11 protein-coding genes and 3 pseudogenes are annotated in these 14,752 nt (G+C 55.0%); 13 read left to right on the top strand and 1 reads right to left on the bottom strand.

Annotated features, from left to right (window positions below):
• The first annotated feature begins 4 nt into the window (after window positions 1-4).
• The 6 genes from GKR98_13805 (at window position 5) to GKR98_13780 (ending at window position 5,638) form a co-directional block, all read left to right on the top strand.
• On the top strand, window positions 5-1,078 hold the full coding sequence (locus GKR98_13805) for a fructose-bisphosphate aldolase class II (protein QMU59168.1): 1,074 nt from the start codon (window positions 5-7) through the stop codon (window positions 1,076-1,078).
• A complete protein-coding gene (locus GKR98_13800; GenBank protein QMU59167.1) occupies window positions 1,075-1,923 on the top strand; it encodes a hypothetical protein in 849 nt (282 codons plus the stop codon). The genes GKR98_13805 and GKR98_13800 overlap by 4 nt, the downstream gene beginning before the upstream one ends.
• Complete coding sequence (locus tag GKR98_13795; GenBank protein ID QMU59166.1) at window positions 1,916-2,560, top strand: hypothetical protein; 645 nt, start codon at window positions 1,916-1,918, stop codon at window positions 2,558-2,560. Before GKR98_13800 ends, GKR98_13795 begins: the two co-directional genes overlap by 8 nt.
• Window positions 2,561-2,638: 78 nt before the next feature.
• Window positions 2,639-3,868: an ROK family protein gene (locus GKR98_13790; protein QMU59165.1), complete on the top strand. Its 1,230-nt coding sequence runs from the start codon at window positions 2,639-2,641 to the stop codon at window positions 3,866-3,868.
• Window position 3,869: 1 nt separating this feature from the next.
• The gene (locus tag GKR98_13785) at window positions 3,870-4,625 is read left to right on the top strand and encodes an ATP-binding cassette domain-containing protein (protein ID QMU59164.1); all 756 of its coding nucleotides are present in this window, start codon (window positions 3,870-3,872) and stop codon (window positions 4,623-4,625) included.
• Between the two features lie 11 nt (window positions 4,626-4,636).
• Window positions 4,637-5,638 carry a hypothetical protein gene (locus GKR98_13780; GenBank protein ID QMU59163.1) on the top strand — a complete coding sequence of 334 codons (1,002 nt, stop codon included), beginning with the start codon at window positions 4,637-4,639 and terminating at the stop codon, window positions 5,636-5,638.
• Window positions 5,639-6,126: 488 nt separating this feature from the next.
• Here GKR98_13780 and GKR98_13775 read toward each other — a convergent pair.
• Window positions 6,127-7,134: pseudogene (locus GKR98_13775) on the bottom strand (LacI family DNA-binding transcriptional regulator).
• A 200-nt stretch (window positions 7,135-7,334) separates the two neighbouring features.
• On the opposite strand from GKR98_13775, the gene GKR98_13770 reads away from it, so the two are divergent.
• From GKR98_13770 to GKR98_13740, 7 genes and pseudogenes are all read left to right on the top strand, one after another.
• Window positions 7,335-8,858, top strand: a complete 1,524-nt coding sequence (locus GKR98_13770) for an ATP-binding cassette domain-containing protein (protein QMU59162.1) — start codon at window positions 7,335-7,337, stop codon at window positions 8,856-8,858.
• The gene (locus GKR98_13765) at window positions 8,855-9,874 is read left to right on the top strand and encodes an ABC transporter permease (protein ID QMU59161.1); all 1,020 of its coding nucleotides are present in this window, start codon (window positions 8,855-8,857) and stop codon (window positions 9,872-9,874) included. The genes GKR98_13770 and GKR98_13765 overlap by 4 nt, the downstream gene beginning before the upstream one ends.
• A 100-nt stretch (window positions 9,875-9,974) precedes the next feature.
• A pseudogene (locus GKR98_13760) lies at window positions 9,975-10,574 on the top strand (substrate-binding domain-containing protein).
• Between the two features lie 85 nt (window positions 10,575-10,659).
• Window positions 10,660-12,011, top strand: a protein-coding gene (locus GKR98_13755) for an IS3 family transposase (protein QMU59160.1) whose coding sequence is annotated in 2 segments (ribosomal slippage) — window positions 10,660-10,995 and window positions 10,998-12,011 — 1,350 coding nt in all. Because the reading frame shifts where the segments join, the coding sequence is not laid out codon by codon here.
• A gap of 74 nt (window positions 12,012-12,085) precedes the next feature.
• Window positions 12,086-12,451, top strand: a pseudogene (locus GKR98_13750) (substrate-binding domain-containing protein).
• A gap of 83 nt (window positions 12,452-12,534) precedes the next feature.
• Window positions 12,535-13,599 (top strand): TIM barrel protein, encoded by a 1,065-nt coding sequence (locus tag GKR98_13745; protein ID QMU59159.1) that lies wholly within the window; start codon window positions 12,535-12,537, stop codon window positions 13,597-13,599.
• A gap of 26 nt (window positions 13,600-13,625) precedes the next feature.
• Window positions 13,626-14,747 (top strand): gfo/Idh/MocA family oxidoreductase, encoded by a 1,122-nt coding sequence (locus GKR98_13740; protein ID QMU60106.1) that lies wholly within the window; start codon window positions 13,626-13,628, stop codon window positions 14,745-14,747.
• Window positions 14,748-14,752: the final 5 nt, after the last annotated feature.

Genomic DNA, 14,752 nt, shown 5'->3' with positions numbered 1-14,752 from the left:
ACACATGCCCTTGATAACTCTCCGACAACTACTCGATCATGCCGCTGAACATGGCTACGGCGTGCCTGCTTTCAACATTTCGAATATGGAGCAGGGGTTAGCAATCATGAACGCTGCGCGGGCCTGTGACGCGCCAGTGATCCTGCAGGCCAGCCTGAACGTGCGCAACGTCTATGCCGGCGACAGGATGATTGTCGGGATCGTAAAGGCACTGGCCGAAATGTACCCCGACAATCCGATCTGTTTGCATCAGGATCATGGCCACAATGAACAGGCCTGTGTGAGTGCCATCGGCGCGGGGTTTACCTCGGCGATGATGGACGGTTCGCTATTGGAGGACGGCAAAACTCCTTCCAATTATGAGCATAACGTAGACATCACAGGCCGGGTGGCGCAGATCGCCCACTGGATGGGCGCGTCGATCGAAGGTGAATTGGGTGTGCTCGGCTCCTTGGAGACGGGCGAAGCCGGAGAGGAAGACGGATCAGGTGCTGTCGGCAAGATGGACCGCGACCAGTTGTTGACCGACCCCGATCAGGCCGCCGACTTTGTCGCGGCGACCCAGGTTGATGCGCTGGCCATTGCCTGCGGCACCTCGCATGGGGCCTACAAGTTCACACGTGCCCCGGATGGCGACATCCTGTCGATGGCGCAGATCGAAGCGATCCACAAGCGGTTGCCCGAAACCCATCTGGTAATGCATGGCTCCAGTTCTGTACCGCAGTATTTGCAAGACCTGATCAACGCCCACGGTGGCGAGATGCCACAAACCTGGGGCGTGCCTGTCGAAGAGATTGAACGCGGCATTCGTCACGGCGTCCGGAAGGTCAACATCGACACCGATTGCCGTATGGCGATGTCCGGAGCGATGCGCTGCTTCGCAGAGGAGAATCCGATGGCCTTTGACCCGCGCGCCTTCATCCTGGCGGCGATGGATGAGCTTGAAGCGCTGGTCCGCGACCGGTTCGAACGGTTTGGAACCGCGGGAAAGGCGTACAAGGTCAAGCCGATTTCGCTGGCCGATATGGCCACACGCTATGCAGAGCGCGCACTTGAACCTTCCGTGGCCGCCGCGTGAGCCGCGCACTTTTCATAGGGCGCTCGGTGCTGGACGTAACGGCATTGGTCGAGGACTTCCCCGGACCGGACGGAAAGACCAAAGCGCTGTCGAACGACTTGATACCGGGGGGATCGTCTCTGAACGCCGCCGTGACCTTCGCGCATCTGGGCGGCGATGCGACCCTGGCGTCTTCCATGGGCGCGCCGGGTCTGGTGCGCGATTTCGTGACTGATGATCTGAACGCCCACGGCGTTGATCTGCGCGATATCTGTGCTGATCCAGACTATATTATCCCGCTGTCCACTGTCGTTTCCACGCGGAGTCTGGGCACACGCATGATCGTCAACGATGCCCAGGACGATTGCGCGCGCCTCAAGAATGGCGCGGACCTGTTCGCAAGTGATTTCGACCTGATCCAACTCGACCAATACGAGCGTCCCTTTGTCGAGCAACACTACGACGACATCCGCGCATTTGACCGCCCCGTCATTCTGGATGGAGGCGGCTGGAAAGACTGGTCGCCCGACTTCCTGCGCCTTGCCTATATTCCCGTCGTCTCGGAAGTGTTCCTTGTCAAAGGGCGTAGAGGCTTTGCGGAAATGTGCGCCGAGATGGGGTTGTCCCGCTGGGCCATTACGCGCGGAACAAACGGTTTGATCTGGAAGGACGGCGACACCTCGGGTGAAATCCCGGCTGTTTCGGTGACGGCGGTCGACACGATGGGGGCAGGCGACATCTTCCACGGTGCCTTTTGCCATGCCTTCACAGCGACAGGCAATTTTGTCGAAGCCTTGAACAGCGCCAATCGGATCGCCGCAATATCCTGCGAAACGGCAGGCACACGGATCTGGATGCATGGTTGAGACGGTAAGCACATATGAAGCACTGCTGCAGGCCGTCTCCGACCGGATTGACGGCGCGGCCGCACCATTTCTGGTCGCCATTGCCGGGCCGCCTGCATCGGGCAAATCCACTCTGGCGGAATGGCTGGTTGCTGATCTAGTCGCGGCGGGAATAGAAACCCGGTTCTGCCCGATGGACGGCTTTCATCTGACCAATGCGCAACTGAAGAAACGCGGGCTGAACGCCGCGAAAGGTCGGATTGATACCTTTGATGCCGAGGCCTTGGTTGCGGCCGTCCGGCGGTTGAAGGAAAGATGCGCTTTCTGGTGGCCGGTCTATTCACGTCAAAGGCACGAGCCTATTCCAGAAGGCACCCGCATTTCCGGTGGCGAACAGGCCTTCGTGATCGAAGGCAACTACGTGCTGACCTCTGCAGAGCCTTGGGCAACTGCTGCCACCGGCTTTGACCTGTGCGTCTTCACCGATGCCCCTGACGACGTGCTCCGCAACAGGCTTCTGGCACGGCACCAGAGAAGCGGACGATCGAAAGAGGAGGCCTTTGTGAAAATCGATCGCACCGATATGCCAAACGCTCAATCCATCCGAAACGGGCGCATGCCCGAAGACATCCTGTATCTTGAGCGGACAGATGTCTGACTGGTGCCATCAATTCATTGTAGATTGCAAGCAACTCCGACTATGCTGGACATATCAGCGGCTTGGAGGCAGCGTACAATGAAGACGACACGCAAGGGATTGTCGATTGAGGGCGTGCAGGGCCACAACCGTCAGGTCATTCTGAAGGCACTTCATGACCTTGGAACATGTTCGCGCAAGGACATCAGCGTGGTGTCGGGCCTCGACCAGGCAACCGTGACCCGCGCGATCGGTCCCTTGCTGGAAAACGGGATTGTCGAAGAGGTCGGCCTTGTCAAAGGGGCCCGCGGCAGGCGCTCGATCAACCTCGAATTCTCCGCAACAGGGCGGCACATCCTTTGTTTGCGCCTTCAACGGCGCAGCTTCTCAATCGCCGCGTTCAACCTGCGCGGCGACCCCATCGAACCGGAAGAATATCCCATCTCGCGCGGACAACCCGCAGCGGAGACGTTCGCTGATATCGCACAAGCGACGGAACGGCGGATCGGCGGTTTGAAACAAATCGACGGCATCGGCATTGCCGTGCCCGGCCCGTTTCTGGAACGCGACGAGCGTGTTATCCTGATTACCGAAAGCCCCGAGTGGCAGGGCTTTGACCTTATCCCCGAGCTTCGATCGCGGTTTCCGAATGTGCCCTTCTTTTCCACCCATGACGCGAAAGCCGCAGCGCTCGCTGAATGGCGACACACCGCGCGCAAGAATGGCGCGAAGGTGCTGCTCTATGTTTCGGCTGGCCAAGGTATCGGTTCGGCCCTTGTTGTTGGCGGCGAGGTTTATCGCGGCGCGCTTGGTCTGGCGGGCGAGTTGGGGCACACTTCGATCAAGGTTGATGGCCCTGTGTGCAAATGCGGAAACACCGGCTGTTTGGAACTTTTTGCATCCCGAATTGCGCTTTTACGTGCAGTAAGCGAACGGGCGACCACACGTCTGACAAAGGATGCGACTTTCCCTGACGTGGTAGAAGCCTATGCGGATGGCGACTCCGTCGCGACCGAAGAGGTCAACAAGGTCGCGCTCTATCTGGCGCAAGGCATTACAAACTGCATCAACTTTGCCAATCCGGACCTGATTGTGATCGGCGACGAATATGTTCAATTCGGCGAGCAATTCCTGAATGCAATCAAGGCACAGGTGGAAAAGGCCGTGCTTCCGAGCGTGTACCGCTCGGTCGACATTGAGCTTAGCAACTTGGCCGAGGACACCGTCCTCACTGGAACGTTTTTAGACGTGTTTTCGCAAACCTATTTGGGCGCCGTGCGAGACGTAGAAAGCAATGTGGCCGACGAACTGAATAAAGGGGAGATTTGAAATGGACGGATCAGATCAGGAGCCAATCTTGACGGTCGAGCACGTGACGAAATCCTTCGGTGGTGTTCAGGCGATGCGCGATGGCTCATTTGACCTCAAGCAGGGTGAAGTGGTTGCGATCGTGGGCGGAAACGGGGCTGGGAAATCGACCCTGGCCAAGATCGTGTCCGGTGCCCATGTGCCCGACAGCGGACGCATATACATCAAAGGGGTTGAGGTAACTCGGGCGGATCATAGCGTGTCTCATATGCAGGCCTGCGGGATCGAAGTTGTCTACCAGGACCTTGCGCTGGTTCCTAACATGACTGCCCCCTACAATCTGTTTCTTGGCCGTATTCCCCGAAAGTGGGGGCTGTTCGTTGACGAAGGAAAGATGCGAAAAAAGACGCGAGAGGTGCTCAAACAACTCAACGTCACCACCGTTCAAGACTTGTCTCAACCGATTTCGTCGATGTCGGGCGGCCAACAACAAAGCATCGCCATCGGTCGCGCGATCGCCTGGGGTAGCTACATTGTCATTCTTGATGAACCGACTGCCGCTCTTGGCCCCAATGAAACTGGAGAAGTGGAGCGATTGGTCGAGGATGTCCGCGATCAACACGGCACGTCATTTATCCTGATCAGTCACAACCTTGATCAGGTGCGTCGTCTGGCAGACAGGATCATTGTCACCCACCACGGTGTCACATCACGTGAATTCAAACGCGACGAAATCACATCAGACCGGCTCGTCAAAGCCATCACATTGGGCGAATGAGGAGAAACTCCATGTCAGATACCACAACAGCCCGACCACTACTGACCCCAGAGAGGGTCGAGAAATTGCGCGACTATGTGCCTTTCATCGCCATCGCGCTGGTAGTCCTGATGTTCTGGGCTATCTCGGGCGACCGTTTCATGTCCGTTCGCAACTGGACATTCATCGCCCAGCAAACGCCCGTTTTGTTACTTCTGGCATTTGCGCAACTGATGATCGTCACGACCGGATCGATCGATATCTCCATCGGGTCGAGCCTTGCCTTCTCGGCCTTTCTTGGCGCACTTGGTATGCTTTGGTTCGGTGATGCGGGCCTGATCCTCGGTGTTCTTGCCGGCGGATTTGTCGGCATGGTCAACGGCTGCATCATCTCGCTTCTAAAGATCCCGTCCTTTGTCACGACGCTAGCCATGCTCATCATCGTCCGCGCGCTGGTCATCATTATGTCTGATGGGACATCCATCTATATCACGTCCGATAGCGGGGCATCAGGGGGGAACATCTCTTCGGTTGCGGCACCGTGGCTGCTTTCGATGGGTAAATTTCCGGCGATCTTTATTCTTGCGGCAATCGTCGCGCTTGTGATGTGGGCGTTCTATGAGAAATCCGTATTCGGTCAGCAGTTGCGTGCCGTCGGCGGTAACGAGAAAGTGCTGCGCCTCGTGGGCATCAACGTCACGACATTTAAAATCAAGGTGTTTGCCGCTGCCGGTCTGATGGTGGGCCTCGCGGCCTGCGTCAATCTTGCCCGCGCCGGGGCGGCTACACCGCAGGCAGGAATGATGATGGAACTCGACGCCATCGCTGCCGTCGCCCTCGGCGGCACCCCCCTGACCGGTGGCTATGGCAGTGTTGTCAAAACGATCATTGGCGCTTTGACCCTGACCATTGTCCGAAACGGACTGACGATTGCCGGCGTGCCACCTTCCTGGAGTCAAGTCGCCCTGGGTCTGCTGCTTATTGCCGCCATCGCGATTTCATTGAATCGCAGCAAAATTGAAGTGGTTAAATAGTTTTGGGCCAATGCGTTGGCATCCAGCCGAGGTCCAAGGCTCGACCGACGGGATAGGCAAAGCGCCCTGGCGCGGCAGGTTGAAAACTTGAAAGCCTGCCTGCAAGTGACGCAGCTCTTGTCTCGATTCGAAAACCGGACATTTGTGCACCGCGCAGCATCGGTCAAAATGGGCTCTTTCGAGACCTTCGCTGCAAAATGTTCGAACGGCTGGTCTAGGAAATTTGGCCGTTCGCTGCGGCCCGTCTTAACTCACACAACGCGGACAAAACTGCCTTTCGCCGCGATGGTTGCGGAAGGCTGCAAGGCGGAAAAAAGTGGTATTTCGAAAACCTAACAAAAAGAGTGCGCCTAATGGCTCAAGTTATCCGATGATTTAAGTTGCCGCGGAAGTCAGATCTAAAGATGTAGTTTTACATCCTAGACGTCTGATCGATCGCAATGAAGTGATTTCTGCGTTGCTTACTTGGCGGCGACGCCCGTCGAAGTTTAACTGTCGAATGGAGCTGGGCCACAGCTTTCGCGCACGACAAGATCCCCGTGCATCAATTGCTCGCTACTGGGCCCCCCAACTAATCCGTCCAAAAGGCAAGACATTGCTGTCTCACCAATCTGAAGCCTGGGCTGACGTATCGTGGTTAAAGCAGGTGTAATGTTGTTGGCAAAAGGAATGTCGTCGAAGCCGACAACCGAAAATTCTTCGGGCACCCTTCGCCCGCGCAGCTGGAGCGCACTGATCACGCCGATGGCCGTTTCATCGTTGAAGCAAAAGAAAGCGGTTGGGAGGGTATCTTTGATGAAAAGCCGTTCGACCGCGGCGCGACCACCTTCGCTGGTGCCGTCGCTTTCAACCAACCACTCTGTGATTGAACCGGCGGCTTCGGCGATCCCCTTTCGGTACCCATCAAATCTAAGATCGGACACGGCGTCGCTTCGATCTGATGATATGTAGACGATTTTGCGGTGTCCCAAGGACACCAGGTATTCGGTGGCCATTTTTGCCGCCGCGACGTCATCAATGCCGACGAATGGTATGTCCTCCAGTTCAACCGGTTGTGTTGCAGCGACCATTGGGGGAAATGCCGAAACCGGGCTTTTGGGAGCGCCTGCCACAGGGAGATGCCCTGTCAATAGAATAAGGCCGTCAACCATACCCGCAGACAAAAACCGCATATGATTTTCTTCTAAGGCGATTGATCCTTCGGTATTCCCGATCAGAACCCCATAGCCTCGCTCGTTTGCGACCTTTTCGAGACCGGTAAGAATGCCAGGAAAGTTGGCGTTTGCGATAGATTGTGTCAGCACCATGACCATCTTGGATCGTTGCATTCGAAGGTTTTGAGCCATCGCGTTGGCCGTGTAGCCCGTGCGGGCAATGGCTGTTGTTACACGCTTGCGGGTGCTTTCCGCGACTTTCTCGGGCATCCGAATCGCACGGCTTACAGTGGCAATAGAAACACCTGCAAGCTTGGCCACGTCTTCGATCGTGGCAGGTCTTTCTGGTCCGCTGGGCAACAAATCCGGTCCTTGTTTATGGGAAGCGCCACCGTTGGTTTCGCTAAGTAATTCCAAGTGCTTAGTGGTGGTATAGCGGTGAAACTAGTATGTGAAAAGGTTTACATTTAGTTATGTAAAGGTTTACACAATCTCCAACGAGCCGTTAAAAATGGCCGTTTTACTGGGAGGAACTAGGAACAATGCCAGACGGGCAACCGCATAGCATTTCAATTCTTGAAGCAGACAGGATCAGCAAATCCTTCGGCTCGGTCCCAGTGTTGTTCAGCATCAGTATGAATATACGCCCCGGTGAAGTGCATGCGCTGATCGGTGAAAATGGGGCCGGCAAATCGACTTTGATGAAGATTCTGTCAGGGTTTCACGAACCGACTTCCGGTAAGATCCTTTTTGATGGTGAAGAAATTCTGCTTCCCGCGAATGGAGAAGCCGAAAAGCTTGGGATCGTTTTGATCCACCAGGAACTAAACCTAGCCGAACAAATGACGGTCGAGGAAAACATATTCCTGGGGCGTGAAATTTCGCGAAATGGGGTTTTAGATCGAGCTGCGATGCGCGCTGCCGTCAAATCTCATCTGGATGATATCGGGATCGACATTTCGCCGTCTGCGCGCATTGCCGATCTTTCGATTGCTCAAAAGCAGATGGTTGAGATTGTGAAAGCAATCAGCCGAAATGCACGTGTTTTGATTATGGACGAACCCACGGCGGTTCTGACCGAAGCCGAGACCGAGCTGTTTTTTCAACAGGTCATCAATTTAAAGAAACAAGGTGTCGCGATCGTTTTCGTGTCCCATAAGTTGGCAGAGGTCAAAGCAATCTCGGACAGGGTCACGATCTTGCGGGACGGTCAATGGATTGGCACGAAGCCTGCAAGTGATCTGACGCTGGACGCGATGGCGCAAATGATGGTCGGACGCGAACTTTCCGATCTTTACCCACCAATGCGGGAAGTCGATGTCGATGCCGAACGGGTTTTGGAAGTTCGGGGTTTAAGCACAATCGGTGCGACCGATGTGAGCTTTGACCTTCGCAAAGGCGAAATCTTGGGATTTTCAGGGCTGATCGGCGCCGGACGCTCTGCGGTTTTTGAAGCGATTTGTGGATTGGCGCCAGTATTCGACGGTGTTATCAAACTGGACGGTGCCGAGGTGCAATTCATCTCTGTAGCGGCGTCGCGGGACGCCGGGCTCGCCTATCTCACAAAGGATCGGAAAGCCAAGGGGCTGTTGTTGGATAAAACGATGCGGCCAAATCTGACGCTGTTTTCCCTGCCTAGGTTTGTGGGTCGCTTTGGGATCGATACGAAAGCCGAAGACAAAGCGCTTGCACGTGCAATCCGCCGGTTTGACATTCGGGCGCGGGATCCTGGGATCAACGTTGGGGACATGTCCGGTGGCAATCAGCAGAAATTGCTGTTGGCTAAAGTCATGGAAAGCGAGCCCCGTGTTGTCATCATCGACGAACCAACTCGGGGCATCGATGTTGGAACGAAACAGCAAGTCTATCACTTCATCGCCGCCCTCGCGGCCGAAGGTGTTTCGGTTGTGATCATCTCGTCCGAAATGCCCGAAATCATCGGTGTCAGCCATCGCGTTGTTGTAATGCGGGACGGGCAAGTCATGGGAATTTTGACGGGCGATGACATCAACGAAAATGAAATAGTGCGATATGCCGCTGGACTGAAAAGAGAGGCAAGACAATGACTGCCACTGATACGAAAATTGCCGCCAAGCCTCGCCGATTTCATCTTGATATCAAGACGGCCGGACCTGCAATTGCGCTTGCGATTTTATGCATCATTGGGTTTTTGATTAACCCGGCCTTCCTAAGCGAAGGCAATTTGACCAACCTTTTGACCCGTTCCGCGTTCATTGGAATCATCGCCATTGGTGCGACGTTCGTTATTACCGCAGGCGGGATCGACCTTTCGGTTGGATCCATGGCCGCCGCGATTTCCGGTGTCATGATCATCATCATGAACGGCGCCATTGATACTCTAGGTGCGGGTGTCGCGACGGTTATCCTAGGATGCGGCTGTTCAATCCTTCTGGGCCTCGGCGCCGGTTGGATCAACGGAATTCTGACGACCAAAGGTAAGATCGAAGCCTTCATCGTGACGCTTGGTACGATGGGGATCTATCGGTCGCTGGTTACGTATTTTGCAGACGGTGGGACCTTGTCCTTAGATTTCGATCTGCGCGGTGTTTATCGCCCGATCTATTACGATACATTTATGGGTCTACCGATCCCGGTTTGGGCCTTTATCATCGTTTCAATCCTAGGATGGTTGCTGTTGAACCGCACGGCATTCGGGCGGTATTGCACTGCAATCGGATCCAACGAAGCCGTCGCCAAATACTCTGCCATCAAAGTCGATAGCATCAAAACATGGACCTACGTCATTCAAGGGATTTGCGTATCGATCGCCACAATCATCTATGTTCCGCGCCTTGGGTCAGCATCTTCATCGACCGGGGTTCTTTGGGAACTTGAGGCCATTGCCGCGGTCATCATTGGCGGCACGGTCCTTAAAGGTGGCTATGGCCGCGTGGGCGGCACGATAATCGGCGCGCTAATTCTGACGACAATCGGGAACATCCTGAACTTCACCGACCTTATATCGAACTACCTGAATGGAACGATGCAGGGTCTTATCATCATCATCGCGGTCTGGCTCCAGCGGGGAAGCTGGGGCAAGGCCAAATCCAAGTCGACCTAAGACCACCACTCTGAACCGGGACCCTGTCCCCCAAATTTAAAGTAAACCGGGCGTCACCGGACAGGATAAGTGCGCCCAATTCTCATCTGGAGGAGAGATCATGAGAAACCTTGAAACACTTAGCACAGCCCTTGCTGCGAGCGCCATTGCGCTTACGGCAAGCGCAGTCGCAGCCCAAGACATCAAGATCGGCGTCAGCTATCCGACACCAACCCACGCATGGGCGGCTGGTATGAACTGGCACGCCGAACAGGCCGAAAAGCGTCTTGAAGCATTGTACCCAGACATCGATTTGGTCCTGATCAACTCACCTGATCCAAGCGCACAAGCCAGCGCACTGGAAGACCTCGTGTCGGTCCATAACATCGACGCTTTGGTGGTGTTGCCGTTTGAATCCGAGCCTCTGACGGATCCGGTTTTGAACGTTAAGAAATCGGGCGCGCTTATTACGGTTGTTGACCGTGGTCTAAGCCAGCCGGGGATTGAAGACATCTATGTCGCGGGCAACAACCCTGAACTTGGGCGGGTGTCTGCAGTTTATATGAAAAGCCGCCTGGAATCTGGCGATAACATCGTCATCCTGCGCGGTATCCCTACACTGATCGACAATGAGCGCTTTGATGCCTTTATGGAAGAAATCGAAGGGTCCGGGATCAATGTATTGGATCACAAGCACGCCAACTGGAACCGGGACGATGGTGTCTGAAGTCAGCGCCTATGGGTCCAATTAGGTTAATTTGATAAGAGAGAGTTGTTGGCTCATCGTAACCACTGAGGAGTGGGACATGAGACAGACAACTGGAACTCGCAGGAGCCCCGGCGAGAAGATCGTCAAAGAGATCAAGCGCGCGACGCGCAAACAGTATTCGTCAGAAGAGAAGATCCGGATCGTGCTGGATGGCTTGCGTGGCGAAGACAGCATTGCTGAGTTGTGCCGTCGTGAGGGAATATCTCAAGGTATCTACTACAAATGGTCCAAGGACTTCATGGAAGCTGGCAAACGGCGGCTTGCTGGAGATACGGCGCGTGCGGCTACGACCGACGAAGTCAAGGACCTGCGCCGCGAAGCCCGAGACCTGAAGGAGGTCGTTGCCGAGCAAACACTGGAACTGCGTCTTCTCAAAAAAAGCATGACCGGCGGTGGGGGCGACCAAGAATGAGGTATGCTGCATCTGAGAAGTTGGAGATCATCCGGCTTGTTGAGGGGTCGCATTTGTCTGCTCGTCGAACATTGGCAAAGCTGGGCATCCCCCGCACCACATTTTACCGTTGGTATGATCGGTATCGGCAGCGCGGCGACGCTGGCCTTGTGGATCAAGCGCCTAAGCCCAGACATGTCTGGAACCGCATCCCCGACGAAGTCCGGCGCAAGGTCGTCAAGCTGGCGCTGCAGGAGACGGAGCTGTCGCCGCGCGAACTGGCAGTGACGTTCACGGATCGGGAGCGCTACTTCGTCTCGGAATCTTCAGTCTATCGGGCCCTGAAGGCCCACGATCTGATCACCAGCCCGGCCTTTATCGTGCTCAAGGCGGCAAACGAGTTCAAAGACAAGACCACTGCGATCAACCAGCTTTGGCAAACCGACTTCACCTATCTCAAAGTGCTTGGCTGGGGCTGGTTCTATCTCAGCACAATCCTGGACGACTACAGCCGCTACATCATCTCGTGGAAACTCTGCACGAACATGCGGGCAGAGGACGTGACGGACACCCTGGATTTGGCGCTACAAGCATCAGGGTGCGATCAGGTTCACGTCATCCACAAACCCCGCCTCCTCAGCGACAACGGGTCCAGTTACGTCTCTGGCGATCTGGCTGAATGGCTGCAGGACAAAGGCATGAAGCATTCTCGGGGCGCACCATATCATCCCCAGACACAGGGCAAGATCGAGAGGTGGCATCAAACCCTGAAGAACCGCATCCTATTGGAGAACTACTTCCTTCCGGGAGACCTCGAAACCCAGATCGAAGCCTTCGTCGATCACTACAATCACAAGCGCTACCACGAGAGCCTGAACAACGTCACACCCGCCGACGTCTACTTCGGGCGTGACAAAGCCATTCTAAGACAACGGGAAAGGATCAAACGAAAGACGCTCGAAGCGCGGCGCTTGCATCACAGACAGCGCGCCGCATAATAACATCAACCAGACGAGCCAAACTCTTTACTTGTTTAAGCAACTCTTGGTTCCCAAAACCCTGACGACGGACAGACGATGGCTTTGAAGTCATGCAAGATTTCCTAAGCCGTTTCCCTGATATCGACGCTGTTTGGGCCCAGGACGATGACATCGCAATCGGTGTTGTTGCGGCGCTTAAGCAAGCGGGTCGTGACGGCAACGGCATGTTCGTTGTCGGCGGTGCCGGTATGAAGGAAACCATCAAAGGTATCATGGACGGAAACACGCTTGTGCCTGTTGACGTGTTGTACCCACCTTCAATGATCGCAACGGCAATGGACGTGACTGTAGCTGCGTTCAAATCAAACGGCCCGGTCGCTGGACGCTATATCCTTGGCGCGACATTGATCACACAAGAAAACGCGGCTGCGTTCTATTTCCCAGAGTCTCACTTCTAGGATTTAGAAAACGGAAGCCAATCGAGGGGGCATTCAATTGCCCCCTCTCAGCAATAGCCACCCTACAGATAAGGATTTTTTCAATGAGTAAGCTCAAAGGCCCCGCGCTTTTTCTCGCCCAATTTGCAAGCGACGAAGCCCCGTTTAATTCCTGGGATAGCATTACGAAATGGGCAGCTGATTGTGGCTATAAAGGCGTCCAAATTCCAAGTTGGGATGGACGGCTGTTCGATTTAGGCAAAGCAGCGAGCTCTCGTTCCTATTGCGACGAGATTGTTGGAGTTGCGAAGGAAAACGGAGTCGAGATTACCGAATTGTCGACCCACCTTCAGGGCCAGCTTGTGGCCGTTCATCCCGCTTATGACGAAGCATTCGACGGCTTTGCCATTCCAGAAGTTCAGGGAAACCCGAAAGCCCGCCAACAATGGGCGGTAGATCAAGTCAAACTGGCCATTACGGCATCCTATAATCTTGGCATCACGGCCCATGCGACCTTTTCGGGCGCACTTGCCTGGCCGTTTGTTTACCCATGGCCGCAACGACCTGCCGGCCTGATAGACACCGCCTTTGATGAACTGGCGCGCCGATGGCGCCCAATTCTGGACCACGCCGATGCCTTGGGCGTCGATGTCTGTTACGAAATTCACCCGGGCGAGGACCTGCACGACGGTGCCACGTTTGAGATGTTCTTGGACAAGCTGGTCGATCATCCGCGCGCCAACATGCTTTATGACCCTTCCCACTATGTTCTTCAGTGCATGGATTATCTGGACAACATCGATATCTACAAAGACCGGATAAAGATGTTCCACGTTAAAGACGCCGAGTTCAATCCGACCGGTCGGCAGGGCGTTTATTCAGGCTACCAGCCTTGGGTCGACCGGGCCGGCCGATTTCGCAGCTTAGGTGACGGTCAAGTCGACTTTGGGGCGATCTTTTCCAAAATGGCGGCCAATGGGTTTGACGGATGGGCGGTTGTAGAATGGGAGTGCTGCCTGAAACATCCAGAAGACGGTGCACGAGAAGGGGCGCAATTCGTCAAAGATCACATGATCCGTCTGACTGAGAAGGCTTTTGATGATTTTGCCAGTGGCGGCGCGGATGAAGCGGCGAACTGCAGGCTTCTTGGTATTGGAGGTGCATCATGAACGGACAAAAACCAATTCGCCTTGGCATGGTGGGTGGCGGCGCGGATGCGTTTATTGGGACGGTGCATCGTATTGCCTCGCGCATTGACGGTAACTATGACCTGATTGCCGGTGCCCTGTCATCGACGCCAGAACGGGCGCAGTCCTCTGGTGCAGCACTTGGGTTGGCCTCTGATCGCACGTACGATGATTTCAAATCTATGGCCATACGCGAGGCGCGGTTGAAGGATGGGATTGAAGCCGTCGCTATCGTTACGCCTAATCACATGCACTACCCAGTCGCTAAGGAGTTTTTAAAGCGCGGAATTAACGTGATTTGCGATAAGCCTTTAACCGCAACGTTGCCCGACGCCCGGAAATTGATGAAAGCGGTTGAAGCGACAAGCGCCCTGTTTGTGCTGACTCATAACTACACCGGTTACCCTATGATCCGACAGGCGCAGAACATGATCGCGGAAGGATTGCTGGGCCAACTTAGAGTCGTCCAAGTAGAGTATCCACAAGACTGGCTGACCGAGCCCGAAGAGGGTCAGGACAACAAACAAGCAGAATGGCGGACTGATCCGGCACGATCTGGTCCAGGTGGTTGCGTGGGCGACATTGGGACCCATGCGTTTAATCTGTTGGGCTTCACAACGGGACTAGAGATCGAAAGTTTGGCCGCGGATTTGCAAAGTTTTGTTCCGGGGCGCCGTTTGGATGACAACGTTCATGTCATGATGCGTTTCAAAGGTGGCGCGCGTGGCATGCTTTGGTCAAGTCAGGTCGCACCCGGCAATGAAAATGCCCTCAAACTTCGCGTTTACGGATCCAAGGGCGGTTTGGAGTGGGCGCAAGAAGATCCGAACTATCTTTGGTACACACCGTTTGGGGAACCGAAACGTTTGCTAACGCGCGGAGGTGCTGGGGCGAATGAACATGCAAACCGATTGACGCGAACACCCGGCGGACACCCAGAAGGCTACCTAGAAGGTTTCGCCAATATCTATGACGAGGCCGCAACTGCAATCCGCGCGCGTGCCTCTGGCAATCCAATCCCGTCAGATGTGCATTTTCCGGCAATCAATGACGGACTTTTAGGTGTTCAATTCATTGACGCCTGTATTCGGTCCTCGAATCGAAATTCCGCCTGGGTAAGCGTCGAATAGCAATT

This window comes from Boseongicola sp. (assembly GCA_014075275.1).
In the GTDB taxonomy this organism is placed as follows: domain Bacteria; phylum Pseudomonadota; class Alphaproteobacteria; order Rhodobacterales; family Rhodobacteraceae.
This window is presented reverse-complemented; position numbering and strand designations above follow the sequence as displayed.